The organism is Oligella sp. HMSC05A10 (assembly GCF_001808335.1).
In the GTDB taxonomy this organism is placed as follows: domain Bacteria; phylum Pseudomonadota; class Gammaproteobacteria; order Burkholderiales; family Burkholderiaceae_B; genus Oligella; species Oligella urethralis.
The window spans coordinates 26,528-51,338 of the sequence record NZ_KV792846.1; the positions used below are offsets into that span (position 1 = coordinate 26,528).

The 24,811-nt window shown below is 45.3% G+C and carries 19 protein-coding genes and 1 pseudogene; 14 read left to right on the forward strand and 6 right to left on the reverse strand.

Annotated elements, in window-relative coordinates; genetic code table 11:
- Positions 1-263: 263 nt before the first annotated feature.
- From HMPREF3144_RS00915 to carB, 3 genes are all read left to right on the forward strand, one after another.
- Positions 264-1,172 (forward strand): hypothetical protein, encoded by a 909-nt coding sequence (locus HMPREF3144_RS00915; RefSeq protein ID WP_070475755.1) that lies wholly within the window; start codon positions 264-266, stop codon positions 1,170-1,172.
- 182 nt (positions 1,173-1,354) lie between these two features.
- Positions 1,355-2,515: a glutamine-hydrolyzing carbamoyl-phosphate synthase small subunit gene (gene carA / locus HMPREF3144_RS00920; protein ID WP_018025650.1), complete on the forward strand. Its 1,161-nt coding sequence runs from the start codon at positions 1,355-1,357 to the stop codon at positions 2,513-2,515.
- 6 nt (positions 2,516-2,521) lie between these two features.
- On the forward strand, positions 2,522-5,761 hold the full coding sequence (carB, locus tag HMPREF3144_RS00925) for a carbamoyl-phosphate synthase large subunit (protein WP_070475758.1): 3,240 nt from the start codon (positions 2,522-2,524) through the stop codon (positions 5,759-5,761).
- A 63-nt stretch (positions 5,762-5,824) separates the two neighbouring features.
- Here the strand turns inward: carB and HMPREF3144_RS00930 are convergent, their stop codons facing one another.
- Positions 5,825-6,472, reverse strand: a complete 648-nt coding sequence (locus tag HMPREF3144_RS00930; RefSeq protein WP_070470950.1) for a histidine phosphatase family protein — start codon at positions 6,470-6,472, stop codon at positions 5,825-5,827.
- 304 nt (positions 6,473-6,776) lie between these two features.
- Between HMPREF3144_RS00930 and HMPREF3144_RS00935 the strand changes: the two genes are divergently transcribed.
- Positions 6,777-8,045, forward strand: a complete 1,269-nt coding sequence (locus HMPREF3144_RS00935; RefSeq protein ID WP_070470971.1) for a solute carrier family 23 protein — start codon at positions 6,777-6,779, stop codon at positions 8,043-8,045.
- A 165-nt stretch (positions 8,046-8,210) separates the two neighbouring features.
- Positions 8,211-8,687 (forward strand): transcription elongation factor GreA, encoded by a 477-nt coding sequence (greA, locus tag HMPREF3144_RS00940; RefSeq protein WP_018025654.1) that lies wholly within the window; start codon positions 8,211-8,213, stop codon positions 8,685-8,687.
- 106 nt (positions 8,688-8,793) lie between these two features.
- Here greA and HMPREF3144_RS00945 read toward each other — a convergent pair whose 3' ends face one another.
- From HMPREF3144_RS00945 to yhbY, 4 genes and pseudogenes are all read right to left on the reverse strand, one after another.
- Entirely contained in the window at positions 8,794-10,116 is a 1,323-nt protein-coding gene (locus tag HMPREF3144_RS00945; protein WP_070475761.1) for a cytochrome c, read from the reverse strand.
- Between the two features lie 12 nt (positions 10,117-10,128).
- Positions 10,129-11,905: pseudogene (locus tag HMPREF3144_RS00950) on the reverse strand (GMC family oxidoreductase).
- A 3-nt stretch (positions 11,906-11,908) separates the two neighbouring features.
- Complete coding sequence (locus HMPREF3144_RS00955) at positions 11,909-12,601, reverse strand: gluconate 2-dehydrogenase subunit 3 family protein (RefSeq protein ID WP_070470944.1); 693 nt, start codon at positions 12,599-12,601, stop codon at positions 11,909-11,911.
- A gap of 284 nt (positions 12,602-12,885) precedes the next feature.
- On the reverse strand, positions 12,886-13,446 hold the full coding sequence (yhbY, locus tag HMPREF3144_RS00960; protein ID WP_036558501.1) for a ribosome assembly RNA-binding protein YhbY: 561 nt from the start codon (positions 13,444-13,446) through the stop codon (positions 12,886-12,888).
- A gap of 14 nt (positions 13,447-13,460) precedes the next feature.
- Here yhbY and HMPREF3144_RS00965 point away from each other — a divergent pair, with 14 nt between their 5' ends.
- The 9 genes from HMPREF3144_RS00965 (at position 13,461) to HMPREF3144_RS01005 (ending at position 23,596) form a co-directional block, all read left to right on the forward strand.
- On the forward strand, positions 13,461-14,099 hold the full coding sequence (locus HMPREF3144_RS00965) for an RlmE family RNA methyltransferase (RefSeq protein ID WP_018025659.1): 639 nt from the start codon (positions 13,461-13,463) through the stop codon (positions 14,097-14,099).
- A gap of 178 nt (positions 14,100-14,277) precedes the next feature.
- A complete protein-coding gene (ftsH, locus tag HMPREF3144_RS00970) occupies positions 14,278-16,254 on the forward strand; it encodes an ATP-dependent zinc metalloprotease FtsH (protein ID WP_018025660.1) in 1,977 nt (658 codons plus the stop codon).
- A gap of 89 nt (positions 16,255-16,343) precedes the next feature.
- Positions 16,344-17,192, forward strand: coding sequence for a dihydropteroate synthase (gene folP, locus HMPREF3144_RS00975; RefSeq protein WP_026156741.1), 849 nt, complete (start codon positions 16,344-16,346; stop codon positions 17,190-17,192).
- Between the two features lie 2 nt (positions 17,193-17,194).
- Positions 17,195-18,538 (forward strand): phosphoglucosamine mutase, encoded by a 1,344-nt coding sequence (gene glmM / locus HMPREF3144_RS00980; RefSeq protein WP_070475764.1) that lies wholly within the window; start codon positions 17,195-17,197, stop codon positions 18,536-18,538.
- A 208-nt stretch (positions 18,539-18,746) separates the two neighbouring features.
- A complete protein-coding gene (locus HMPREF3144_RS00985; RefSeq protein WP_036558490.1) occupies positions 18,747-19,529 on the forward strand; it encodes a GNAT family N-acetyltransferase in 783 nt (260 codons plus the stop codon).
- Positions 19,530-19,877: 348 nt separating this feature from the next.
- Complete coding sequence (locus HMPREF3144_RS00990) at positions 19,878-20,828, forward strand: siderophore ABC transporter substrate-binding protein (protein WP_246823824.1); 951 nt, start codon at positions 19,878-19,880, stop codon at positions 20,826-20,828.
- A gap of 96 nt (positions 20,829-20,924) precedes the next feature.
- Complete coding sequence (locus HMPREF3144_RS00995) at positions 20,925-21,896, forward strand: ABC transporter permease (protein ID WP_070475769.1); 972 nt, start codon at positions 20,925-20,927, stop codon at positions 21,894-21,896.
- A 13-nt stretch (positions 21,897-21,909) separates the two neighbouring features.
- Positions 21,910-22,830 (forward strand): iron chelate uptake ABC transporter family permease subunit, encoded by a 921-nt coding sequence (locus HMPREF3144_RS01000; RefSeq protein ID WP_348967287.1) that lies wholly within the window; start codon positions 21,910-21,912, stop codon positions 22,828-22,830.
- Between the two features lie 7 nt (positions 22,831-22,837).
- On the forward strand, positions 22,838-23,596 hold the full coding sequence (locus HMPREF3144_RS01005; protein ID WP_070475774.1) for an iron ABC transporter ATP-binding protein: 759 nt from the start codon (positions 22,838-22,840) through the stop codon (positions 23,594-23,596).
- Positions 23,597-23,804: 208 nt separating this feature from the next.
- Here the strand turns inward: HMPREF3144_RS01005 and HMPREF3144_RS01010 are convergent, their stop codons facing one another.
- A complete protein-coding gene (locus tag HMPREF3144_RS01010; protein WP_246823823.1) occupies positions 23,805-24,749 on the reverse strand; it encodes an ABC transporter substrate-binding protein in 945 nt (314 codons plus the stop codon).
- Positions 24,750-24,811 lie beyond the last annotated feature (62 nt).

The following is a 24,811-nucleotide window of genomic DNA, read 5'->3' on the forward strand; positions in this document are numbered from 1 at the left end:
ACTATCGCTCTGACTACTAGGGTACTAAGGGGGATGCTATATGTATCTGTATCTTGCTAGGCTAAATTATTTGCTTAAACAGTGCTTATAGTATACTATTTAAAGTTATGTAATCCTATGTAAGCAAATATTTTCAAGCGATTACAAAAGTTATGGCATTACGTATGTGGCTTATCAATTTCATTGGATTTTTGCAAAGGCTGTTTTAATTGAAAAGATTTTTTAGGCTTTTCTTTTGCTTGTTTTTGTTTAGCTTGTCGCTGATGTCTCCGGCGGCCAGTGCCTTTCCTAATGCCTATAAATTATTGGGTTTTTCTCAAGCGGAATTTGAGCTAGTGATCAACCCTTGCTTAGATGAAGCGGTTTTGCTTGAGCGTTTCGGTCGTGATGCCTTAGTGGTACAAGAAAGGGAATTAGCTAAATGGCCCAAAGGCTTATGCCAAAATCTGGATGTGGCCCGCCAGTTGATGACATGGAATTATTATTCGACGACCTTATTGGCCAATACCGAGCGTCCAGCAGTGATTGCGAGTGAGATCAATAAGCATACAAAATCACTTGAGGCATGTACTAATGTCTCTTGTCTAGGTCGTTTATTGCCGCGCATTACCGAGTGGGTTTATCTCAATATTGATCGCTTACCCGTATATACTGACTCCGAGAGTGCGCGACGTAGTCAGGAGCCTTTACTTGGTGATCCCGTGCTACATCCCAGCTTAGCCTTGAGAAATCTGCCTTTGCCCTTATCCGATTCCGCTCAGCTATGTCAGGGTGCAAGCATCAGCGATTTGAGCTTTTATACTGTAAATTTTTCGGTTGAAGGGCGACCCTTAGTACTCGCCATGTGTAAGGATGCGCGTAATCCAAAGGCAAATGGTCAGCATATGTGGTTGCTTGAGCGATTGCAGCCTAATGGCATTGGTCCTACCGTTGGTAGCTCTGCTGGCGCTGGTTGGCGTGAGATTTTATCCGAAAGCGGTCACGGGCGTTTGTATGTTTATCGAGGTAGTCGCACGACCTATCCAACACTTTATAGTCGTCGTTCAACTAAGACTGGTGAGCAGGTCATAGTGTATGATTTTCAAGCGGCGACAAAGCAGTATCACCGCAGTGCCATCTTAAATCTTGAATACGATGCATTGGGTCGTCCGCATGCCTTTATGCAGCGCTAATGACCGTTGCGAGACGCTGTTTTCCAGGGGGTGCGCTAGCGTCCATGGGTGAGTGGTGGGTGCTGCTTTTAGCGTACTTATTTCAATAGACAATTATCCCCAAATCCGCTGAATTGCTTAAGTAGAGCCCGGATTTCCTATATAATAAACAGGTTTAATTCAGTTTATTAGTAAGAGATTTTATGGCGCACTCAAGTAGCATATTTGCTTATCAACAAGGTGTTGAGCCGGCGATTCTCGCATTAGCAGATGGGACCGTCTTTAGAGGTCGTTCTATCGGTGCGGCGGGTCATTGCACAGCAGAAATTGTTTTCAACACCTCCATGGTCGGCTATCAGGAGCTTTTAACAGATCCCGACTATCATCAACAAATTATCACCCTTACTTATCCTCATATTGGTAATACCGGCATTAACTCCGAGGATAACGAGTCTTCCCAAGTTCAGGCTGCCGGTCTCGTGATTCGTAGCTGTCCTGTACGTTACTCTAATTTCCGCGCCGAGCAGTCGTTGCCTGAGTATTTAAAGGCTAATGGCATTGTGGCAATTAGTGAAGTCGATACCCGTAAATTGACGCGTATTTTACGCGATGGGGGTGCCCAGTCAGCATGTATTATGGTGGGTGATGATGCAGCCAAAGCCATCGAATTAGCTAAGGCCCATGCCGGTCTTGCGGGTCAGGACTTAGCCAAGGTCGTGAGTCGTCAGGCGCCAACGCAGTGGCACCAGCGCTCGTGGCAGTTAAATGAGGGCTTTGCTGAGCTAAGTGAGGCGGATGCGGCATACCATGTGGTGGTTTACGATTTTGGTGTTAAAAATAGTTTATTACAGCTATTGGCTGATAAAAACTGCCATATTACCATTGTACCAGCGACAACACCAGCGGCGGAGGTGCTAGCCTTGAATCCAGATGGTGTGTTCTTATCCAATGGCCCTGGTGACCCCTCAGCATGTGCTTATGCCATCGAAAATACTAAGCAACTATTGGAGCGCAAGGTGCCGTTATTAGGTATTGGTTTGGGCTTCCAAATTCTAGCTTTGGCGGGTGGTGCGACAAGCTATAAACTAAAAGTAGGTAATTACGGTGCGAATCACCCAGTGCAGGATCTTAGCACGGGTCGTGTCATGATCACCGTACAGAGCCAGAGCTTTGCGGTTGCAAAAGACAGTCTACCGGCAGCGCTTAAGGCCACACATATTTCCTTATTTGATGGCGGTCTACAGGGTATTCAATTCACTGATCGTCCGGCCCTCGGTTTGCAAGCACAACCTGAGGCTAGCACAGCGCCTTATGCGGCTGTGACCATCTTCGATCAATTCATTCATTTAATGGCAGAAAAGTAGAGAATTATGCCTAAGCGTACAGATATAAAAAGTATTTTAATTGTGGGTGCTGGTCCGATTGTTATCGGTCAGGCATGTGAGTTTGACTATTCGGGTGCCCAAGCTTGTAAAGCATTAAAGGCAGAGGGCTATCGTACGATTTTAGTTAATAGCAACCCGGCCACCATTATGACCGACCCAGAAACGGCCGATGTGACCTATATTGAGCCCATTACCTGGCAAGCGGTTGAGCGTATTATTGAGGTGGAAAGACCGGATGCACTATTAGCCACCATGGGTGGTCAGACCGCATTAAACTGCGCCTTGGACTTAGCTCGTCATGGTGTTCTTGAAAAGTATGGGGTTGAGCTTATCGGCGCTAATCAAGACGCGATTGAAAAGGCTGAGGACCGCATGAAGTTCAAGGATGCGATGACTAAAATCGGCCTTGACTCTGCTAAATCTGGGATTGCTCATAGCATGGAAGAGGCGTGGGAAGTGCAGCGTAATATCGCCGCAGAAATCGGTACCTCGGGTTTCCCTGTGGTGATTCGTCCGAGCTTTACCTTAGGTGGTACCGGGGGTGGTATCGCTTATAACCCTGAGGAGTTCGAAACCATTTGCCAACGAGGTTTAGAGGCCTCACCAACGAGCGAGTTATTGATCGAAGAGTCTTTGCTTGGTTGGAAAGAATATGAAATGGAAGTGGTGCGTGACGCCGCTGATAACTGCATTATTGTCTGCTCCATCGAAAACTTGGATCCGATGGGGGTGCATACCGGTGACTCTATCACGGTAGCGCCAGCGCAAACGATGACGGCCAAAGAGTATCGCATCATGCACGATGCCTCCCTAGCTATTTTACGTGAGATTGGGGTGGCTGCCGGTGGTTCTAACGTACAGTTTGCGGTTAATCCGGATAATGGCCGTATTATTGTGATTGAGATGAATCCGCGTGTGTCGCGTTCATCTGCCTTGGCTTCCAAAGCGACCGGTTTCCCAATTGCTAAAGTGGCAGCTCGCTTAGCGGTTGGTTATACCTTGGATGAGATAAAGCACGAGATTACCGGCAGTAAAATCCCGGTTTCATTTGAGCCGACCATTGATTACGTTGTCACTAAAATCCCTCGCTTTGCCTTTGAAAAATTTCCCCAAGCCAATGATCGTCTAACCACGCAAATGAAGTCAGTGGGTGAGGTCATGGCGATTGGACGCACGTTCAAGGAGTCATTCCAAAAAGCACTGCGCGGTTTAGAGGTTGGTGTTGATGGTTTAAATCAGATGACCATCGATCGCGAGAAATTGCAAGTTGAATTGGCAGAGCCGGGTCCACAGCGTATTTGGTATGTGGGTGATGCCTTTGCCAAGGGCTTTAGCTTAGAGGAAGTGCACCAACTCACCAAAATCGATCTTTGGTTCTTAGAGCAGATTAAAGAAATTGTTGATATTGAATTAGCGCTAGAAAAAATGACTTTGGCGTCGATTGAGCCTGAAACGATGCGTGAATTAAAGCGCAACGGTTTCTCCGATCGTCGTTTAGCTTATTTGCTCGATACCACTGAGGCTGAGGTTCGTAAAAATCGTCATCAGCATAATATCCGCCCTGTCTATAAGCGCGTTGACACATGTGCGGCTGAATTCCCTACGAGTACTGCGTATTTCTACTCCACTTATGAGGAGGAGTGTGAGGCAGAGCCTACCACTAACAAGAAAATCATCGTGCTTGGTGGTGGACCTAACCGCATTGGTCAGGGTATTGAGTTTGATTATTGCTGCGTGCACGCAAGCTTTGCTTTACGTGATGACGGTTATGAGACCATCATGATTAACTGTAATCCCGAGACTGTCTCCACTGACTACGATACCTCAGACCGTCTGTACTTTGAGCCTTTAACACTTGAAGATGTGTTGGAAATTGTTGAGGTCGAAAAACCGGTCGGCATGATTGTGCAGTACGGTGGTCAAACACCGCTTAAATTAGCGCGTGCACTTGAGGCTAATGGTGTGCCTATTATCGGTACCAGCCCGGAATCCATCGATATTGCTGAAGACCGTGAGCGTTTCCAAAAGCTGCTACAAAAGCTTGGCTTGCGTCAGCCGCCTAACCGTACCGCCCGCACTGAGAGCGAAGCCTTGGCTCAGGCCTCAGAAATTGGCTACCCCCTAGTCGTGCGTCCATCCTATGTGTTAGGAGGTCGTGCCATGGAAATCGTACACGAGCAAAGCGATTTAGAACGCTATATGCGTGAGGCCGTCAAAGTGAGCAATGACTCGCCAGTGTTATTGGATCGTTTCCTCAATAATGCCATTGAAGTCGATGTGGATTGTATCGCTGATGGTGAGCAAGTCTTTATCGGTGGGGTAATGCAGCATATTGAGCAAGCCGGTGTGCACTCCGGTGATTCTGCGTGTAGCTTGCCGCCGTATTCATTAGATGATGCCACGATCGCTGAAATTAAGCGTCAAACCAGCCTGATGGCTAAAGCGCTTGATGTGAAGGGTCTGATGAACGTACAGTTTGCCATCCAAGAAGGTCAGGTGTATGTGTTGGAAGTGAATCCACGCGCTTCTCGTACCGTGCCCTTTGTGTCTAAGGCCACTGGTTTACAATTAGCTAAAATTGCTGCCCGTACCATGGCGGGTATGAGCTTAGCGGAGCAGGGCGTGGATAAGGAAGTTGTCCCTCCTTTCTACAGTGTTAAGGAAGCGGTATTCCCATTTGTGAAGTTCCCAAGTGTGGATACCATTCTTGGCCCTGAGATGAAGTCTACCGGTGAGGTGATGGGGGTTGGTAAAACCTTTGGTGAAGCTTTCCTTAAATCACAGATTGGAGCCGGTGCCACCTTACCGGAATCGGGTACAGTGTTCTTAAGTGTTAAGGATCAGGACAAGGACAAGGCACTCGAAATCGCTAAGGGCTTACATGAGTTAGGCTTTAAGCTTCGTGCTACCCGCGGTACCGCTGCCAAAATTAGTGAGGCTGGTATTCCGGTACAAGCGGTGAATAAGGTGACTGAGGGTCGTCCACATATTGTGGATATGATCAAAAACGATGAAATCGATATGGTGATTAATACCGTTGAGGAGCGTCGTAATGCGATTAATGACTCGAAGACCATCCGCACCCATGCTTTAGCTGGTAGTTTAACTTTCTTTACCACGATCGCAGGTGCTGCTGCTGCAGTACAGGGGATGCTTTATATGCGTGCGTCTAAAAACATGACGGTGTACTCTTTACAAGAGCTGCATAAAGAAATATCGCACTAAAGCAGAAATAAACAAACCCGAAATTAGCGAATGATTTCGGGTTTGTTTTTGTGATGTTTAGCCTTAACTTTCTAAATGGGCACCATGACCCCAATCAATGAGTTGCCACCCACCCTCGCTAAAACGTACATGATTGATGGTGGTATTACGCTGTAAAACCTCGCGTTGAGCGGTATTTTCTAGACCCATAAAATAGCGCCACATCATATCCAAGGCACCACCATGAGACACAATCGCCACTAGCTCACCTGGATATCGTTGGGTAATGCCATGCAGTGCCCCCTGCAAGCGCTTTGAGAAAAGTACCAAAGGTTCCACCGCTAATTCTTCAGCAAAATCTTTAGGCGTGGCATGTTGTTGTGTATCGAAGTGTTGAAACGCTTCACGCCAATTTTGACCCTCTAGTTTGCCGTAATTACGTTCTCGTAAGTCAACATCAATCTGAATAGTGAGTGATAACTCTTGAGCCAGTGGGGTAGCGGTTTGAATGGCGCGTTTTAAATCACTGGTATAAATACGTGTCAGCTTTAGACCATGCTTTTCATATAGTTTTTGCAAATAGTCGTTTTGTAAGTACTTTCTAAGATGTTCAGCCTGCTGTTTGCCAGTCTCATTTAAGCTAATATCAGACCAACCTTGTAAACGTTGCAAAGCATTCCAATCCGTCTCACCATGACGGATAATGAGTAAGTCAGTGCTACGTCCGGACATGATCACTCCTCGTTGTGGGTTCAAAACAGGCTTCATTCTATCACTTCAAAGCGCACAGGAGTAGTGAAGCCTCATGCTAAAATTACTGGCACAAATTATGTTTTTAACTCTATGTAAGGGGAGTCTCATGACGGACAAGGATCAAGCCACGTCGGATGAAGCAGTGGGTTTCGGCTATAGTGGTGAGGAAAGTGTAAGCTCAGCCTCGGGGCAGCCAGTGGGCGAGGAGTCGACTGCACACACGCCGGAGACAGCCGCTTTCTTTCCTAAGTGGCGTTTAGTACCAAATTTACAACCCGGGCAGATGATTGCACCAGACGAGCGCTTGCCGATGGGGCAGTCCGTTGTGATGGGTGTGCAGCACGTGGTGGCGATGTTTGGCGCCACGGTATTGGGCCCCTTATTGATGGGCTTTGATGCCAACTTAGCGGTATTAATGTCAGGTATTGGTACCTTAATCTTTTTCTTTTTGGTTAAGGGCCAAGTGCCCAGTTATTTGGGTTCTAGCTTTGCCTTTATTGGTGGGGTGGTGTCAGTTACTGCCTATAGTGGCTCAGGCTTAAATGCAAATATCGGGGTTGCCTTGGGAGCGATCATTATTTGTGGTTTGATCTACACGCTCATTGGTTTAGTGATTTGGCATTTTAATGCCAAGGGCAGTGCCGCGGCGGTGATTGAGAGGCTGATGCCGCCCGTGGTCACAGGTGCTATTGTCGCGGTGATTGGTTTAAACCTTGCCCCAGTGGCTGCCAAAGGGGCGATGGCGAGTGGTAGCACTTATGATGCCGTAATGGCGATCGTAACCATGACCAGCGTTGGCTTAGTGGCTGTATTTACGCATGGCATGCTGCAACGCTTATTAATTTTGGTCGGTTTGGTCTTATCTTATTTATTGTATTACGTGTTTAGTAATCTACTCGGCTTTGGTACACCGGTGGATTTGAGTGCCGTGGCCGCAGCGCCTTGGTTCGGTATACCAACTTTCTATCAGCCGGAATTTCAATTGTCTGCCATCACCGTTATTGCGCCCGTGGCAATTATTTTGGTTGCTGAAAACTTAGGTCATATCCGTGCGGTTAGTGCTATGACGGGTCGTAATTTAGACCAGTATTTAGGTCGTGCCTTTGTGGGCGATGGGGTAGCAACCATGGTGGCGGCTTCTGTCGGTGGTACCGGTGTGACGACTTATGGTGAAAATATCGGTGTGATGTCGGTGACGCGTATTTACTCCACCCTGATTTTTGTGATTGCGGCGATCTTCGCAATTATCTTAGGTTTTTCACCAAAATTTGGTGCCTTAATTCATAGCGTACCGGCACCTGTTTTAGGTGGGGTTTCAGTGGTTGTGTTTGGCTTGATTGCGATTGCTGGGGCGCGTATATGGGTGATTAATCGGGTGGATTTTTCGGATAACCGTAATCTGATTGTGGCAGCCATTGCGGTTATTTTAGGTGCGGGTAATTTTACGATTGAATTAGGATTTTTTAAGTTTGAGGGGATTGGTACCGCCACCTTTGGTGCTATTTTACTGTATCAGCTTTTAAGTCTTAAGCGTGACAATAAGAAATCATAGTTTCATGATGATGAGTACTTGATTTTTAAGAACTTTTTAAGCATAATAGAGTTAACTCTTCCCCGACTGCGTTGGTCGGGGTTTTATTTTTAGGCGCCCTTATATTGCCATTGTGGTGATGATGTTGGGGCGCTCTTTTAATTGTATTTTGGGTAGAGGTAGATCATGTCAGGTATTCCTTTAACTGTTGCTGGCGCGAAGCGCCTTAATGATGAATTAGCTAATTTAAAAACGGTTGAACGACCTGCTGTTATTGAAGCGATTGCTGTTGCTCGTGCACATGGCGATCTTTCTGAAAATGCAGAGTATGATGCAGCGCGTGAGCGTCAGAGTTTTGTTGAGGGGCGTATCAAGGAGCTTGAAAGCGTTTTATCGGCAGCAAATATCATTGATCCCGCCACCTTAGATGCAGGTGATCGGATTGTGTTCGGCGCCACGGTTGAGTTGGAAGACTTAGATACAGGTGAGCAGCTGAAGTATCAAATCGTGGGTGATATTGAGTCAGATATTCGTCAAAATCTGATTTCCGTTTCCAGTCCCGTTGCTCGTGCCCTCATCGGTAAGCACGAGGGCGACGTAGTGACCGTGATGGTACCCTCTGGTGAGCGTGAATTCGAGATCTTATTAGTCGAGTATCTGTAAGTCTTAAAATCTCGTCTGTAAGCTTCGGCGATTAATTTCAAATTATAAAATCCTCTCAACGGTAAGCGCTGAGAGGATTTTTAATGTTAAGTCGTACAATTAGATGCTATTTCTCAACGCGCATTGCTCGTATCTTTTCTACCTGTGAGGCACTGACAGCACCAGCTTTGTTATTCCATCCTTTACGAATAAAGGTTGCTAATTCGGCCACCTCTTCGTCATCTAATCGCCAGGCAAAATCTGGCATCCGAAGTCTGGCGGGGCGCAGTTCGGTTGAGGGGAGTTCTGCACCATGCAAGATGATGTTAATCAACGAGGTTGGATTATCAGCAATCACAATGGAGTTGCCATCCAGTTTAGGAAAAATTTCTGGCGCTCCCTTACCGTCTACAAAGTGGCATCCTACGCAGTTATCCAGATATAGGCGCTTTCCTAAATCTAACTTCGGATCGGCCTTGCTCAACTCAAGCTCAGTGGCAGTTTTCTCGTTTTCCTTTACCTTGAGGGCGGTGGTGCTTGGATGATCTTGATTAAGATGTTTTAAATAGATGGCCATCGCTAACGTATCATCTTCACTTTGGAATTGCAGTGCATCCTCAACGGTGACAGCCATACTGCCGGTGGCAGTGGCGTGTTCATTACGTCCCGTGCTAAGGAATAAACGTAAATCTTCTACTGACCATTTAGCGATTGCGCTGTGCTTACCGTGTAGCGCTGGCACCGTGAAACCACCCATTTCTGCGCCAGTCAAAAATGATTGACTACGTTCATCAATGCCTTTTTGACCCATCGTGCTATTTCTCGGACTGTGACAGGCGCCACAGTGACCAACGGCTTGTACAAGATAAGCACCGCGCACGAGCAGTTGATTATCACTTGTCGGTGCAGTGAAACCCGGTTTTTCAAGATTAATCCATTTCCATAGTCGAATACCCCAACGTTGATTGAACGGGAAGTTCATCTCCGGCTCAAGGTTTGGCGAATTAATGGCTTCTACATCTTGTTGAAAATATGCGTACATGGCCCGAATATCTTCTTCACTCAATTTTCTATAGTTTTCATAAGGCATTGCAGGGTAGAGATGCTTGCCGTCATTGCGTAAACCGTCATAAAGTGCGGCCCGGAACTCGTCTAAACTGTATTTTCCTATACCGTGTTCCTGGTCTGGCGTGATATTTGTTGAATAAATAGTACCCATATCAGTGTCAATGGCCCTACCACCCGCAAAGGGCTTGGATGGATCAGAGGTGTGACAGCTCAGACAGTTACCAATTACTGCCAAGTATTTACCAGTCGCAAGATCGGCTTGGTAATTCTCGTCGATTTGTTGCTGTGGTTTAGTTTTCTTAGCAGGTATCAAGATTATTGCCGCTAGAGCGACAAGTCCCAAAATCATTAAAGCAATGAAGCTTTTTAATCGTCTGGACATACTTATTCTCCCTTAAACTAAAGGACGTGGCTCTTTAAGGTACTTGTCGATAATATGATGAGCCGCCCAATAGGCTAATGCTCCTACCAAGCCGGTTGGATTGTATTGAATGTTTTGTGGAAAGGCACTGGCGCCCATCACAAAGACATTATGTTGATCCCAAGCTTGTAAATACTTGTTTAAAGCAGAGTTTTCTGGGCTGTCACCCACAATAGCGCCGCCCACATTGTGGGTGGTTTGATAGGGGCGTACATTATATTGAGCGCCTTCTTGCTTGAAGCTGGATTGCATCATATCCGGCTTCATTGATGTGGCAATTTCCTCCATTTTTTTACGCATAAATTGTGTCATGCGGATATCGTTAGGATGCCAATTAAAGGTCATACGTAATAAGGGGCGTCCGTGACGGTCTTTATAAGTAGGATCGAGATCCAAATAGAATTGCTTATAGGACATACAGGAACCATGCGAGGCAATACTCATTGAGTGCGAATACCACTCTTTAATTGCTGATTTCCATCCGGCGCCCCAAGAGGGTGTGCCCTCAGGTAAGCGCATGCTACGGAGTGGTTGACCGTTATAAGTGCCAGATGAAATATAACTACCGCCGATAAAACCTTCTTTGGCATAGTCAATATTATTGATTCCGAAATCATCAATTACCATACCGTTACTACCATTGCCGACGAACCAGTTAAAGTGTTCATCTTTAAAAAATAGACTGACGCCACCATTCATCTGATAGGAGTAGTTTTTACCGACCACACCGTCACCAGTGTGTGGGTTATAGGGCTGACCGATACCGGAAATCAGCATCAAATGTACGTTATGAATAGCGTAGGCGCAAAGTATAACTAAATCAGCTGGTTGAAAAACCTGCTCCCCACTTTCTTCATCAAAGTAGGTTACGCCAGTGGCTGTTTTGCCGTCTTCAGCCAGTTCAATTTTCAACACTTCAGCATGAGTCTTATAGTGAAAGTTTGGTTTGCGTTTAAGTGCATCCAAAATCATGGTTTGTGGTGAGGATTTGGAATAGTTATAACAGCCGTAGCGCTCACAGAAACCACAGAAGTTACAGGGTCCCATTTGCATACCGTACTCATTGACATAGGCTTGAGAAGCAATACCTGCTGGTCTGGGGAAGGGGTGATAGCCTAGGTCCGCCGCTGCTTTAGCAAACTTCATGGCATCATAGGTTTGTGGCAGGGCGGGCATTGGGTAGTTTCGGCTACGCGGTGCTTCAAAAGGATTGCCACCATTTTGCTTTTGTCCGCGAATATTCCCAGCTGTTCCAGATACACCGGCTACATATTCAAAGCGGTCAAAAAAGGGTTCTAATTCATCATAGCTGAAAGGATAGTCCTGAATCGTCATATCCTCAGGAATAATATCGACCCCAAATCTTTCCTCCACATAGCTACGCAGCTTCATTTCCTCGACCTGTGGTCGCCATGTATGACCGTTCCAGTGCATACCAGCACCACCTACACCGTTCACCGTTACCCGGTAAAAAGGAGCCAAGTACGCGGTATGGCAAGGCGGTCTCATCGAGTGAGCGACGTATCGTTAAGGTGGAGTTTTTAGGCTTTTGAGCGAAATTGAGGCGTATGCCGTATTTTAATTCATCAATTACCTTAGGATATTGAAAGTCGGGTACCGTATTTTGCTCGGGACCGCGTTCAAGGGCAATAATGTCCAAGCCCTGGTTAGCCAACTCCATACCTAAAATGGAGCCAGTCCAACCTAAGCCAACTATCACTACGTCTTTTTTAGGATTGGTACGTTTCATGATCTAGCCTCTCTCACCTGAAATTGAAACTGGGCCTAATGGGTAAGGCACATTGTGCTGATCTACCCATTCGGTAAATGCTGCTCTTGCACCTGGGAAGCCAATATGCTTCCAAGCCGCCAAGCCATAATTACCGCCATACATGGGGTCGGCAAAATAACCCTCTTTCGTGTTTTGCAGTAGTAATGAAAAAAATTCTTTTAGTTCAGATTTCAGACCAATCTCATTTGTTTGACAGGAGGTCAAAACACGGTCTTGAATATCCTCGCTTAATAGGGCGAATTTATTTGATTCATGCTGTTCACACCATTGATTGATATAGGTGATGGATTCACGATAAATTTCCGCTGGACTTAAGGGCGATTGAAAACCACGATCTAATTTAGCGTCGGGATAGTGTGGACCCTCCATATACCAATCAGCAGCTTTACCGAAATCGCCCGCCATTTGCAGATCAATAAAAACTGGTACCCGTGTTTCTAATGCACCAGGCCCTTCTCCCTCAGAGGGTATCAGTCTGGCACAGGCAGCTAAAATAAAGTCCCACTCCTCTTGATTGAAAAAGACGGGTTTATATTCATTTAACGGGGGAGGGGGCGAAATCTTAGCCTCAGCCGGAAGTGATACTGCAACAGTACCAGCACCGACCGCTTTTAGGAAATGGCGTCGCGATGGGGACCAATGTCTTGTAGGCATGGTTAAGCTCCTTGATTAAAACGAAGAAACACTTTCTATGAGGATTATCTAAGGAATTGTGGTGATACTAATCCTCAGCATGAAACGCTAAATAGTGATTGTCAAGGCAGCTAATTATAAGTTGCTCTTAAAAGAGGCGTTTTGTTAGGGTGATAACTAAGGTTTTAAGGGAAAATACGGAGAAGCTAATGTAAAGAAAACAACAATCCTCTCACATAATGTGAGAGGATTGAGTCAAAGAAGTGGCTTCAATAAATCATCAAAGCGCAGCCAATTTAAAAGCGCTAATCCATGCGACGGCGCCCAGCTCTTAAACTCAAAGCGCTAGAAGGGCGGCGACGAGTGGAGGGGGTAGTTTTGCTGGCACCGCTAGTGCTACGGCGATTGAAAAAGGCCTTAGCAATTTCGCGGTTGCTTTCAGCTGTCTTAGGCTTTGACTGTTTGAATGGGCGATTGAGCTTTTTGCCCTCGGCAGCGATGCGCTTAGGGGTATAGGTCTCCCCCGCTTTGCGATAACTGCGTTGGTTCTGCGGCGCAAATTCATCATAAGGCTCGGTATCAATGACGGATTTACCGGGACGGTATAAAATCAATATCTTACCTAAATGGTGAATGTTGGCACACGACAAGGTTTCACAAATTTGATCGAGCATATTGCTGCGCTCTTCGCGCTCGTCTGATGCAACCCTAACTTTAATCAGGCTATGCGCCGTTAGGTTACGATCGATCTCTTTTAATACGCTCTCAGTGAGTCCGTTGTCACCGATTTGGACCACGGGCTTGAGTGAATGAGCCGCAGAACGTAGCGCACTACGTTCCTTAGAAGTTAGTTCAAGAATAGACATAGGAATGATTGGCAATGGCCAAAAAGAAATTTTCCAAAAACTGGATGCATCAACATATTAATGATCCATACGTAAAGCTTGCTCAGCAAAAAGGCTATAGAGCAAGGGCTGCATTTAAGCTTATCGAGATTTTAGAGACAGAAAAGCTAATGCGTCAAGGGGATATTATAGTAGACTTAGGCGCCGCACCCGGCAGTTGGTCGCAGGTTGCGCGAGAAAGATTAGTGACGCCATCGGGTGAGCTAGATGGTCGTGTCATTGCGTTGGATCTGTTACCGATGGAGGAGATTGCCGGGGTTGAGTTCTTTCAGGGTGATTTTCGTGAGGATGAGGTCTTGCATGAACTTGAGCACAGGCTGGGTGGTCAACAGGTGGATTTAGTCATTTCTGATATGGCGCCCAATCTTTCTGGTGTGGGACCGGCGGATGCTGCTCGGATTCAACACGTTTGTGAATTGGTGTTGGAATTTGCTATTGCGCATTTAAAGCCTGAAGGTGCGGTGATTGTTAAGGCCTTTCATGGTAGTGGCTTTTCTCAGATTGTGGAGCTTTTTAAACGCCATTTTAAGCGTGTTGTGGAGCGTAAGCCCAAGGCCTCACGCGATCGTTCGGCAGAAACTTTTTTAGTTGCGAAGGGTCTTAAGGAATCCTAATGCGGATTTTTAATTAGCAAATTGCTTGAGATATCGTTTTTTACCCCCACTATAATACGTTAGAATAAAGCATGCTCAATAAAAAGCGGCTTGTCTTTATCTCAAGCTTACGATTTGCTGTATTTATTGACGCAGTGTTTTATTATTATCAGATTCGGTTTTTTTGGAGTACCATGCCTTGAATAATTCCTTTTCGAAATTTGCCATCTGGGCGATCATTGCGATGGTCCTATTTACGGTCTTTAGGCAACTTGATACACCTTCAGTGCCTATGGATACGGTGACCTATTCGCAATTTTTGGAAGATGCAAAGCAAGGTAAGTTATCTAGAGTTGAAATCCAAGGTGATAAGCTGACAGTCACCCCGGCTAATGGTCGTACCTATTCGTTGACGGCGCCGCGCGATCTTTGGATGGTGAGTGATTTGATTCGTGATGGTGTGCAGGTGACGGCACGCCCACCTGAGCAGCCTTCTTTCTTCTTAAGTGCCTTACTCTCATGGTTCCCGATGCTTTTATTGATCGGGGTTTGGATTTTCTTTATGCGCCAAATGCAGGGCGGCGGCAAGGGCGGAGCCTTCAGCTTCGGTAAGTCCCGCGCCCGGATGTTGGATCAAAACAATAACCGCATCACCTTTGCCGATGTGGCAGGGTGTGATGAGGCCAAGGAGGAGGTGACCGAGATCGTTGAGTTCTTACGTGATCCGTCTCGTTTTCAGCGCTTAGGTGGTCGCATTCCTCGTGGTGTATTGATGGTCGGTTCGCCTGGTACGGGTAAGACGTTATTGGCAAAAGCCATTGCCGGTGAGGCCAAGGTGCCGTTCTTTACTATTTCGGGTTCTGACTTTGTTGAGATGTTCGTCGGCGTGGGCGCATCACGTGTACGTGATATGTTCGAGACGGCTAAAAAGCATGCGCCGTGCATTATCTTTATTGATGAGATCGATGCGGTGGGTCGTCAGCGTGGCGCCGGTGTTGGCGGTGGTAATGACGAGCGTGAGCAGACGCTGAATCAGTTATTAGTAGAAATGGATGGTTTCGAGTCAGGGCAGAGCGTGATTGTAATCGCCGCTACTAACCGTCCCGATGTACTCGATCCAGCCTTATTACGTCCTGGTCGTTTTGACCGTCAGGTGGTGGTATCTTTACCAGATGTGCGTGGTCGTGAGCAAATTCTTAAAGTGCATATGCGTAAAGTGCATGTTGCGCCTAATGTCGACGCCTCAGTGATTGCACGTGGTACCCCGGGCTTTTCTGGCGCTGATTTAGCTAACTTGGTTAACGAAGCGGCCCTCTTTGCTGCTCGTCGTAACGGTCGCATGGTCGATATGGTGGACTTTGAGCAGGCCAAAGATAAAATCATTATGGGTGCTGAGCGCCGTTCGATGGTGATGCCTGAAGAGGAGCGTTTAAATACTGCTTATCATGAATCAGGTCACGCCTTGGTGGCACGCTTATTGCCCAAAACGGACCCGGTTCATAAAGTGACGATTATTCCGCGTGGACGTGCCTTGGGTGTTACCATGCAGTTACCTGAAAATGATCGTTACAGCATGGATAAAGAGCGCTTACTCAATATGATTGCGGTTTTATTTGGTGGTCGTATTGCTGAGGAAGTCTTTATGAATCAGATGACCACAGGCGCCTCTAACGACTTTGAGCGTGCTACACAAATCGCCCGAGATATTGTGACTCGTTATGGTATGACCGACTCTTTAGGGCCAATGGTGTATGCGGAAAATGACACCGATCCTTTCTTAGGTCGTCAAATGTCACGTTCTTCGCAAATGTCTGAAGCGACCATGCAAAAGGTGGATGCTGAGATTCGTGCCATTATTGATGAGCAGTATCATGTGGCCCGTAAACTCATTGAGGACAACAAGGACAAGATGCATGCCATGGCCAAGGCCTTGATGGAGTGGGAAACCATTGATGCAGAGCAGGTCGAGGATATTATGCAGGGTCGTCCGCCGCGTCCCCCTAAGGTACCTGATCAGCCTTATGATTCTCAGCCACCGAGTGCGGGTAATGCACCGCAAACGGACAAGGCGGATGAGCAAAAAGAGGCTGAAGATAGTAGTAAAAGTGCTAAAGATAAAAAAGACAAAAAAGATAAAAAGGATGAAGATGGCGATAAGCCAGTAGAAGCACTTTAATATTTCTTTTTGTATTGAAGCACTGTAAGTTGTTTTTACAGTGCTTTTTCTATTTCTCAACGCCCATATAAATCAGTAATATCAATTTTATGCCTAAAACTTTTACATGCGGACGCTTTGTCCTTGATCTTTCTAGCCCCTTAGTGATGGGGATTGTTAATGTCACGCCGGATTCTTTTTCTGATGGGGGAGCCCAGTCAGAACAATTGGACTTGGCGATTGAACATGGTTTGAAGCTGGTGGCTGAGGGAGCGCAGATACTGGATATCGGTGGTGAATCCACCCGACCAGGTAGCGACGCCGTCACGGTGGAAGAGGAATTGCGGCGAGTGCTACCAGTGATTGAAGGGCTTAAGGGAGCTGGCGTGCCTTTGTCCATCGATACCTTAAAGCCAGACGTTATGCGGGCCGCATTAGACGCTGGCGCAGATATGATTAATGATATTTATGCCTTGCGTCAACCGGGTGCTCTTGAGGTGGTGAGTGCACATCCTAACTGTGGGGTTTGTATTATGCACATGGTGGGTGAGCCTAAAACAATGCAGCAAAATCCCCCAGATTATGATGGTAATATTACCGCGCATGTGAAGAATTTTTTACAAGAAAGAGCTGAGCTTTTGTTAAAATGCGGTGTTGAACCAAGTAGAATCATGCTTGATCCGGGTTTTGGCTTTGGTAAGACCGTCGCTCAGAATTATCAACTATTAAATGAACTGGCGGATCTTCAAAGTTTAAATCTACCCTTACTAACTGGTTTATCGCGTAAATCAATGATTGGTGCGGTTACTCATAAGCCGGCTCAGGATCGTTTGATTGGTAGTGTGGTGGCAGCCATCGCTTGCGCTGAGCGCGGTGCTGCCATTCTTAGAGTACATGATGTTGCTGAAACGGTTGAGGCATTAGCTGTTTGGCAGGCCATTCATCAGGGAGTAAATTAACCATGGCACGTAAGTATTTCGGCACCGATGGTGTGCGTGGTCGCGTAGGCGGCGCAGTGATTAATGCGGAATTCGCTTTAAAATTAGCCTATGCGGCGGGTCGAGTGCTAGCTAGTCAAGGCTTAGAAGAGGGTGATAGACCAACTGTTTTAATCGGCAAAGACACCCGCGTATCCGGCTATATGCTAGAAGCGGCGATGCAAGCAGGCTTTGCTGCTGCCGGGGTGGATGTGCTACTAGCCGGCCCAATTCCTACCCCTGCGGTCGCTTATTTAACTCGCACCTTGCGCTTAAATGCGGGTGTGGTGATTAGTGCCTCTCATAATCCCTATCACGATAATGGCATTAAGTTTTTCTCAGAAAACGGCTTAAAGTTACCTGACGAGATTGAGTTAAAAATTGAGGCACTGATCGATGAGGATATTAAGTACGAGGAGTCTGAGTCCATTGGTCGTGCGCGTCGCTTAAATGATGCCACCGGTCGTTATATCGAGTTCTGTAAAAGTAGCTTTCCTAACGACCTCAATCTTAGAGGGTTGAAAATCGTGGTGGATGCGGCGCATGGTGCAGCCTACCATGTAGCCCCTTACGTGTTTAAAGAGTTGGGTGCAACCGTGATCCCAATCGGCTGTAGTCCCGATGGTTTCAATATTAATCGTAATGTTGGTGCCTTATACCCAGAGCAATTGGTAGCGACGGTGAATGCTCAGCGCGCTGATTACGGCATTGCTTTGGATGGTGATGCGGATCGCATTCAGATGGTTGACTCTCGGGGTAATATTTACAACGGTGATGAGCTGTTGTATGCGATTATTCTTGAACGCATGCAGCAGATGGAAATTAAAGGCGTTGCCGGCACCTTAATGACTAATTTTGGTTTTGAAAAGCGCTTAAAGGATTTAGGTATCCCCTTAGAGCGAGCTAAGGTGGGTGACCGGTATGTGCTTGAAGCCCTACACCAAAACGGTTGGTATTTTGGTGGTGAAAGTTCGGGCCATCTGTTGTGTTTAGATTGTCATACGACGGGTGACGGGATTATCGCTGCGTTGCAGGTGTTAACAGCGGTCGTGCGTAGTGGTAAAACGCTACGTGAGCTAACCCATGACCTAAAGATGTACCCACAGGTGATGATTAATGTGCCTCTTAAACCGGGCTTGGATTGGCAAAATCATGCTGAGCTTCAGCGGGTACGGGCAGAGGTAGAAGCCGAGTTGGGTGATAGGGGGCGAGTGCTGATTCGTGCCTCAGGTACTGAGCCTATTTTGCGCCTGATGGTGGAGGCTGAGACTCATGAACTGGCTAAGCGTGGTGTCGAACGCCTGGCGGATGTCAGTTTAGACGCCTAGTAGTAGCACTCAGACTGAATCATATTTTTAAGCACAATGCCTTAACAGGGTTGTGCTTAAAATTTATAAAATTGAAAGAATTCTGTCAAATCTCTTTTGTATAATGTAAGCAGATGATCATGTCGTTAGCGTTGTTATCATCTTGTAAACTATATATATTGTCATATTTTCCTGAGTTGATTCGTTAAGTGTTGAGGATAGTTAATATATGCAAGAGCTGATAGAGATTCCAAAGGACTTAAGTGCGCTTGACGGCCCTAGCTTGGTATTAGGTATTGCCAATACGCCGCAAGAGCTTGAGGCGGTTCAGCGACTGCGCTATGAGGTCTATACACAGGAGATGGGGGTCCATTTTCCAGAGGCAATTGACGGTCGAGATGTGGATCATTTTGATGAGTTTTGTCAGCACTTGATTGTGATGGACACCAAGGAGGGTAAGGCAGTAGGTACTTACCGTATTCTTAGTCCTCAAAAAGCAGTCGAGGCGGGTGGTTATTATTCCGAGTCCGAATTTGATTTAAGTGAGTTTGAGCATTTGCGCCCTGAGCTGAATGAATGCGGTCGTTCTTGTACCCATCCGGACTACCGTGATGGTGGTGTGATTATGTTGCTGTGGAGTGGTTTAGCCCAGTTTATGCGCTGTCATGGTTTGCGTTATCTTTTTGGTTGTGCCAGCGTCAGTCTCTTAGATGATGGAGTACAAGCAGCACAGGTTTGGCAGTTGGCTAAGCAGCAGCTTGAGGAGTATAAGGGACAGCCTAAGGTCACTCCACACCACCCATACCCAATCCATTTACTAGAAGAAAAGGCAGCCGGCGAGCGTATCAGTCAGTCACGTATGCCGGCCTTGATTAAGGGTTACTTAAAGCTTGGCGCCCGTATTTGCGGTGAACCTGCTTGGGACAAAGACTTTAATGCGGTGGATTTTCCGGTGATTGTGGATATTGAAAATATGGATCGTCGCTACCGACGCCATTTTGGTTTTGACTGATTGGCTTGATTTTAAAGTTAAAGCCACAAGCCTCCCACAGCGCTTTTTCGTGGCTCACCCAATAGTTCTTATATAAATCAATGGCTTCGCTTAATGTCTTGATGTTTTTGGCTGACCCTCGAGGTTCAATGTTCAAGTGCTATGCAAAAGGTGACTTAAGTTTTGCAGGCACCTTTACTTTGAATTATTAGCAAATTTATTATCGTCTGTGATTAACGTTTGAAATTAAGTCTCAAAATAGATCGAATAAAAATTAATCTTATACTATAATGATAATGATTCTTATTCTGTCGGATTAAGTATTCACCAGTAAGCACGTCCCTTTGAGCTAGTATCGGTCGTGTTTTGGTGAATATTATTTTTTATAGGTCTGTTTTCTGCATGAAACTTAATAAATTTTTCCTGAAGTTTTTAACTACAGCTTGTCTTATTGGTGGCGCATCAGCAGTTCAAGCTATTGAGATTAATACAGCACAAGGTCCAGTCACTTTCGACCAAGCGGTCGGTGATAATGTCGCCGTCTATGAGCTTGCGGCTATGGATACGCTTCAGGCATTGGGCGTTAATCCCAAGGGGATTCCTTCTACGATCTACGTTGATTATTTGGCAGACGCTAAGAGCGCAGATTCAGTTGAAGTAGGTACATTATTTGAGCCTGATTTAGAAGCCTTGAATCGTCTTAAGCCTGAAGCAATTATTATTGGTGGGCGTATGGCACCTAAAGCAGATGCTTTAGCTAAAATTGCCCCTGTCGTTGATCTAACTAATACAGGCGTTTCGGTTGATAACTCTCAAAAGCTATTGGCTGAGTTAGGCAAGTTATTCAATAAAGAAGAGCGCGCTGCAGAGTTGCAAAAAAGCTTAAATGATGAATTGGCTTTAACTAAAGAGATTGTAAAAGGCCAAGGCAGGGCATTGATGATTTTGGTTAATGGTACCAAGATTGCGTCTTATGGTGTCAATTCTCGCTTTGGTTATTTATTTAATGATTTTGGTTGGGAAGCGGCGGATAAGACTGATAGTAGTGCACGTCATGGTAATCCAATTTCATTTGAGTTTATTCGCGAAAACGACCCTGATTGGCTAATTGTGATGGACCGAACATCAGCAGTGCGGGCCAAAGGTGATAACGCCCAGACTGTGCTTGATAATGCGCTTCTTAGAGAGACTCAAGCTTTTAAAAATAACCACATCATCTATTTAGATGTTTCATCTTATTTAGCTTCAGGTGGCTATCAACAAATGATGTTAGAGCTTAAACTATTACGTGATGCTGTGCAAAAAGCTAAAGCTCAATAAATCCCCCTGTTTTTAATTATCCTGCAGCACTTCAGGCCGAATTCAGGTCTGAAGTGCTTTTTAGGGTAGTGATAGAGAGCGTAATAACAATAAAAAATGACCAAGTCTTTACTAGTAATAATAAGCTTTATTGTTTTAATTATAGTTAGCCTATTTGTTGGGGTGAGTCAAGTCTCATTCGAACTGCTTCTACATGATGCTGCGGCGCGTGAGGTTTTTTTCGCTAGCCGGATTCCTCGAACGGCGTCAGTGGTTTTGACGGGTATGTCAATGGCTAATGCGGGACTGATTATGCAGATGCTGATGCGTAATCGTTTTGTAGAACCTTCCATGACTGGTACCACACAAGCAGCGACACTAGGTATTTTGTTAATGAGCTTGTTAGTGCCTCAGAGCAGTGTGTTTTTTAAAATGCTAATTGCCTGTGTAGCTGCGATTATCGGTTTGGCGGGCTTTATGGCAATTGTCAGAGTATTACCACCGACTGCTAAGCTATTAGCGCCGCTGGTTGGGATGATTTATGGTGGTGTGCTTGGTGCCGTCGCAACATTTATTGCCTATGAATATGACATGATGCAGTATTTGATCGCTTGGTTTATCGGTGACTTCTCGAGTGTCGTGGTAGGACGTTATGAGTTGTTGTGGATTACTGCTTGTCTCTGCATTATTACGTTTTTATATTCTAATCAATTCACCATTGCTGGACTGGGCAAAGAAATTAGTACTAATTTAGGTTTAAACCATCATGTGGTGACCACGATAGGCCTATTGATAGTTGCTGTTATTTCTGCCATTGTCGTGGTGACTGTTGGTGCCATACCTTTTGTGGGATTGGTAGTACCCAATATCGTCAGTCGTATCATGGGCGATAATGTCCGTAAAGTCTTACCTTGGAATATGTTGTTTGGTGGAGCCTTGGTATTAGCATGTGATATTGCCAGCCGTATCATTCAATATCCTTATGAGATTCCGGTGGGTACCATTATTGGTATCGTTGGTACAATCCTTTTCCTTTATCTTTTATATGCACGTCCCATTCGTGCACGTAAACGCTATGCAGACGCGTAAGTTACTATTATTAATGTGCGGAGCTTTATTAGTTTCGATGACATTATTTATGACCGTAAAATCAGGTGGACACTGGGATTTTGTGTTGGGTTTTAGGGGAGGCAAGTTAGTTGCGCTTTTGGTTGTTGCCTACGCAATTTCTATTTCAACGATGCTATTTCAAACCATCACGTCAAACCGTATTTTAACGCCCTATATTATGGGTTTTGATGCCTTGTATTTATTAATCCAAACAGTATTAATTTTTACTTTTGGTGGTATAGGCTATGTGGCACTAGGTCATGTCTATAAGTTTGGTTTTGAAATAGGCATCATGTTGTTTGCCTCCTTAGTCATGTTTTCAACTTTGTTTTTAAAAGCTCAGGACGATTTATATCGGATGGTTTTAACTGGGGTGATATTAGGCGTATTGTTCCGTAGCTTAACTACCTTTTTACAGCGTGTTATTGACCCTGAAGAGTTTGCGGTCGTACAGTCTGTGTCCTTTGCTCAGTTTAATGTTATCCGCATGGATTTGCTAAGTGTCAGTCTGGTGATAGTCGCTATTGTGAGTTTGATTATTTGGCGCTATCGCTATGAGTTGGATGTGATCGCTTTGGGTCGAGACCATGCAATTAATTTAGGTGTGAACTATAAGTTCTCCATGGTATTGATACTGTTTTTAATTTCGGTGTTAGTTTCTATTTCAACTGCTTTGGTTGGTCCTGTTAGCTTCTTTGGCTTGTTGGTATCAGGTATCGTCTATCCATTGATGAAGACGCATCGTCATGCTGTATTAATTCCGGCTGCTTTCCTCATCGGATCATTAATTTTAGTTACCGGTCAATTGATATTTGAGCATTTCCTAGGTATGCAAAGCGTACTTAGCGTAGTGGTTGAATTTCTTGGTGGTATTGTGTTTATTATATTTTTACTCAGACGCAAAGCGTTGTGATAGTCCAATGATTACAATCGATCAGCTATCGTTCCAAATCCGTGGCACGGAGATTTTAAAAAATATTAATCTTGAGATCCCTAAAGGCGGCATTACCGCCTTAGTAGGACCTAATGGTGCTGGTAAATCGACATTGTTTTCTTTAATGTCTCGCTTAAATGAGTTTGAGCAAGGCAAGATCAGCATTGACGGTATGGATATTAGTAAAACGCCGAGCGATGAAATGGCCAAGAAAATTGCTATTTTGCGTCAAGAAAATAGCATCACTAGCCGTATCATGGTTAAAGAAATGTTAATGTTCGGTCGCTATCCTTATCACAAAGGACGTCCCACGGAAGAGGATCGGGCCATTGTTGAAAACACTTTGAGACGTTTTGACTTGTATGATTTACGTGGTCGCTACTTAACTGAGCTTTCAGGTGGTCAGCGTCAGCGAGTTTTGGTTGCGATGGTTTTTTGTCAAAGCACCGATTATCTACTATTAGATGAACCGCTTAATAACTTGGATATGTATCATTCGCGTCAGCTCATGCGCCAGTTACGACATATTGCGGATGAACATCAACGCACAATTATTGTGGTTTTGCATGATGTTAACTATGCCTCAGCTTATGCTGATTCAATTGTTGGCCTGAAGCAGGGCGAGTTAGTATTGCATGGTAAACCACGTGACGTGCTTAACTCTGACAATCTAGAAAAACTTTTTGGTGTGGATGCACAGGTAGTTGATGTCAATGGACATAATATGGTGATGCATTATCTGTAGCGTGAGCTAAATCGCTATTGCTTAAGCGCGTTGTTATCAATATTCGAAATTTAAACTGTTTTTTTCGTTTATTCATTGCCTGTCATATTACTCACGGCTAATCGCATTCAACTCATGTTCACGCTCATAAAGCCATAGGCAAAAAAAAAGCCCAAGCAATAAAATATCTGATTGCTTGGGCTCTCACACTTTATGTCTTAGTGTGGATTTATTTCATTTTATTTAAGAAATCACCCGTAAGGAATTTTAAGTTATTTAAACCGCCTGTGATGATGTACCAGCGCACTGGGTCAACATAGACCACGCGACCATTTTTAAAGGCGGATGTTTGGCTTAAGTCGGGATGCTCAGCAAGCGTTTTCTCACCGGCATTTTCACCGCCATTAATGGCGGCTCGATCGAAAACGATAAGCCAATCAGGGTCAGCTTTGGCAATCGCTTTGATTTGCTGTGCACGCTTTTCAGCAGCGGCCTTAGCTTCTGGGCTATCTGGCGCTGGTCTTGCAGCAGGAACGGCAAGTTCTTCTGCTGTTTTAGCTGGTAGCACGGATTCCAAGCCTGTTAACTCATAGACAAAGCCAAAACGGTCACCAACAACGTGTGGGATGATATTGCCATTCATGACAAAAAGGAAAGCACCCGTTTTACCAGCGTTTAATTTTTGTAAGTCAGCAATGTCTTTATCAATATTGGAAAGACCTTCTTCGGCTTTTTTTGTTTTGTCAAACGCAGCAGCCAAACGTAAAGTATTAGTACGGAAGTCGGCTAAAAATTCTGGGTTGCGGTTAGTTAGATTTGCAACAGGGGCAATTTTCTCAAGCTCTGGAATAGCAGAGGCAGAACGACCACCGGCAAAGATTAGATCAGGTTTTAAGGCTTTTAGTGCTTCATAATCAGGTTCAAATAATGTACCAACCTTGGGTGCTTCAGCAAATTTTGCTAATTCATCTTTGTAGTTAGACTTTGGTACACCTACTGCTTCAATGCCTAGTGCATTTAAGCTGTCAAGAATTGATAAGTCATAGCTGACAATGCGTTCTGGTGTTTTGTCACCGTTGATGGTGCCAGTAGTATGTTCTAATTCAAAGGCCAAGCTTGGTGCGGCTATGGCTAATGTGGCTGTTAAGGTCATTATTTGAAAGATTTTTTTCATCATCATCCTTTTAAATTGAGATAGCGATAAGTTGAGACTTTTGCATAAAAGCAGTTAAATAC

Excerpts from the sequence above, each read along its gene's own strand:
- HMPREF3144_RS00915 (WP_070475755.1), top strand. The coding sequence starts at position 264 with ATGTCTCCGGCGGCCAGTGCCTTTCCTAATGCCTATAAATTATTGGGT.
- carA (WP_018025650.1), top strand. The coding sequence starts at position 1,355 with ATGGCGCACTCAAGTAGCATATTTGCTTATCAACAAGGTGTTGAGCCG.
- carB (WP_070475758.1), top strand. The coding sequence starts at position 2,522 with ATGCCTAAGCGTACAGATATAAAAAGTATTTTAATTGTGGGTGCTGGT.
- HMPREF3144_RS00930 (WP_070470950.1), bottom strand. The coding sequence starts at position 6,472 with ATGTCCGGACGTAGCACTGACTTACTCATTATCCGTCATGGTGAGACG.
- HMPREF3144_RS00935 (WP_070470971.1), top strand. The coding sequence starts at position 6,777 with ATGATTGCACCAGACGAGCGCTTGCCGATGGGGCAGTCCGTTGTGATG.
- greA (WP_018025654.1), top strand. The coding sequence starts at position 8,211 with ATGTCAGGTATTCCTTTAACTGTTGCTGGCGCGAAGCGCCTTAATGAT.
- HMPREF3144_RS00945 (WP_070475761.1), bottom strand. The coding sequence starts at position 10,116 with ATGTCCAGACGATTAAAAAGCTTCATTGCTTTAATGATTTTGGGACTT.
- HMPREF3144_RS00955 (WP_070470944.1), bottom strand. The coding sequence starts at position 12,601 with ATGCCTACAAGACATTGGTCCCCATCGCGACGCCATTTCCTAAAAGCG.
- yhbY (WP_036558501.1), bottom strand. The coding sequence starts at position 13,446 with ATGTCTATTCTTGAACTAACTTCTAAGGAACGTAGTGCGCTACGTTCT.
- HMPREF3144_RS00965 (WP_018025659.1), top strand. The coding sequence starts at position 13,461 with ATGGCCAAAAAGAAATTTTCCAAAAACTGGATGCATCAACATATTAAT.
- folP (WP_026156741.1), top strand. The coding sequence starts at position 16,344 with ATGCCTAAAACTTTTACATGCGGACGCTTTGTCCTTGATCTTTCTAGC.
- glmM (WP_070475764.1), top strand. The coding sequence starts at position 17,195 with ATGGCACGTAAGTATTTCGGCACCGATGGTGTGCGTGGTCGCGTAGGC.
- HMPREF3144_RS00985 (WP_036558490.1), top strand. The coding sequence starts at position 18,747 with ATGCAAGAGCTGATAGAGATTCCAAAGGACTTAAGTGCGCTTGACGGC.
- HMPREF3144_RS00995 (WP_070475769.1), top strand. The coding sequence starts at position 20,925 with ATGACCAAGTCTTTACTAGTAATAATAAGCTTTATTGTTTTAATTATA.
- HMPREF3144_RS01000 (WP_348967287.1), top strand. The coding sequence starts at position 21,910 with ATGTGCGGAGCTTTATTAGTTTCGATGACATTATTTATGACCGTAAAA.
- HMPREF3144_RS01005 (WP_070475774.1), top strand. The coding sequence starts at position 22,838 with ATGATTACAATCGATCAGCTATCGTTCCAAATCCGTGGCACGGAGATT.
- HMPREF3144_RS01010 (WP_246823823.1), bottom strand. The coding sequence starts at position 24,749 with ATGAAAAAAATCTTTCAAATAATGACCTTAACAGCCACATTAGCCATA.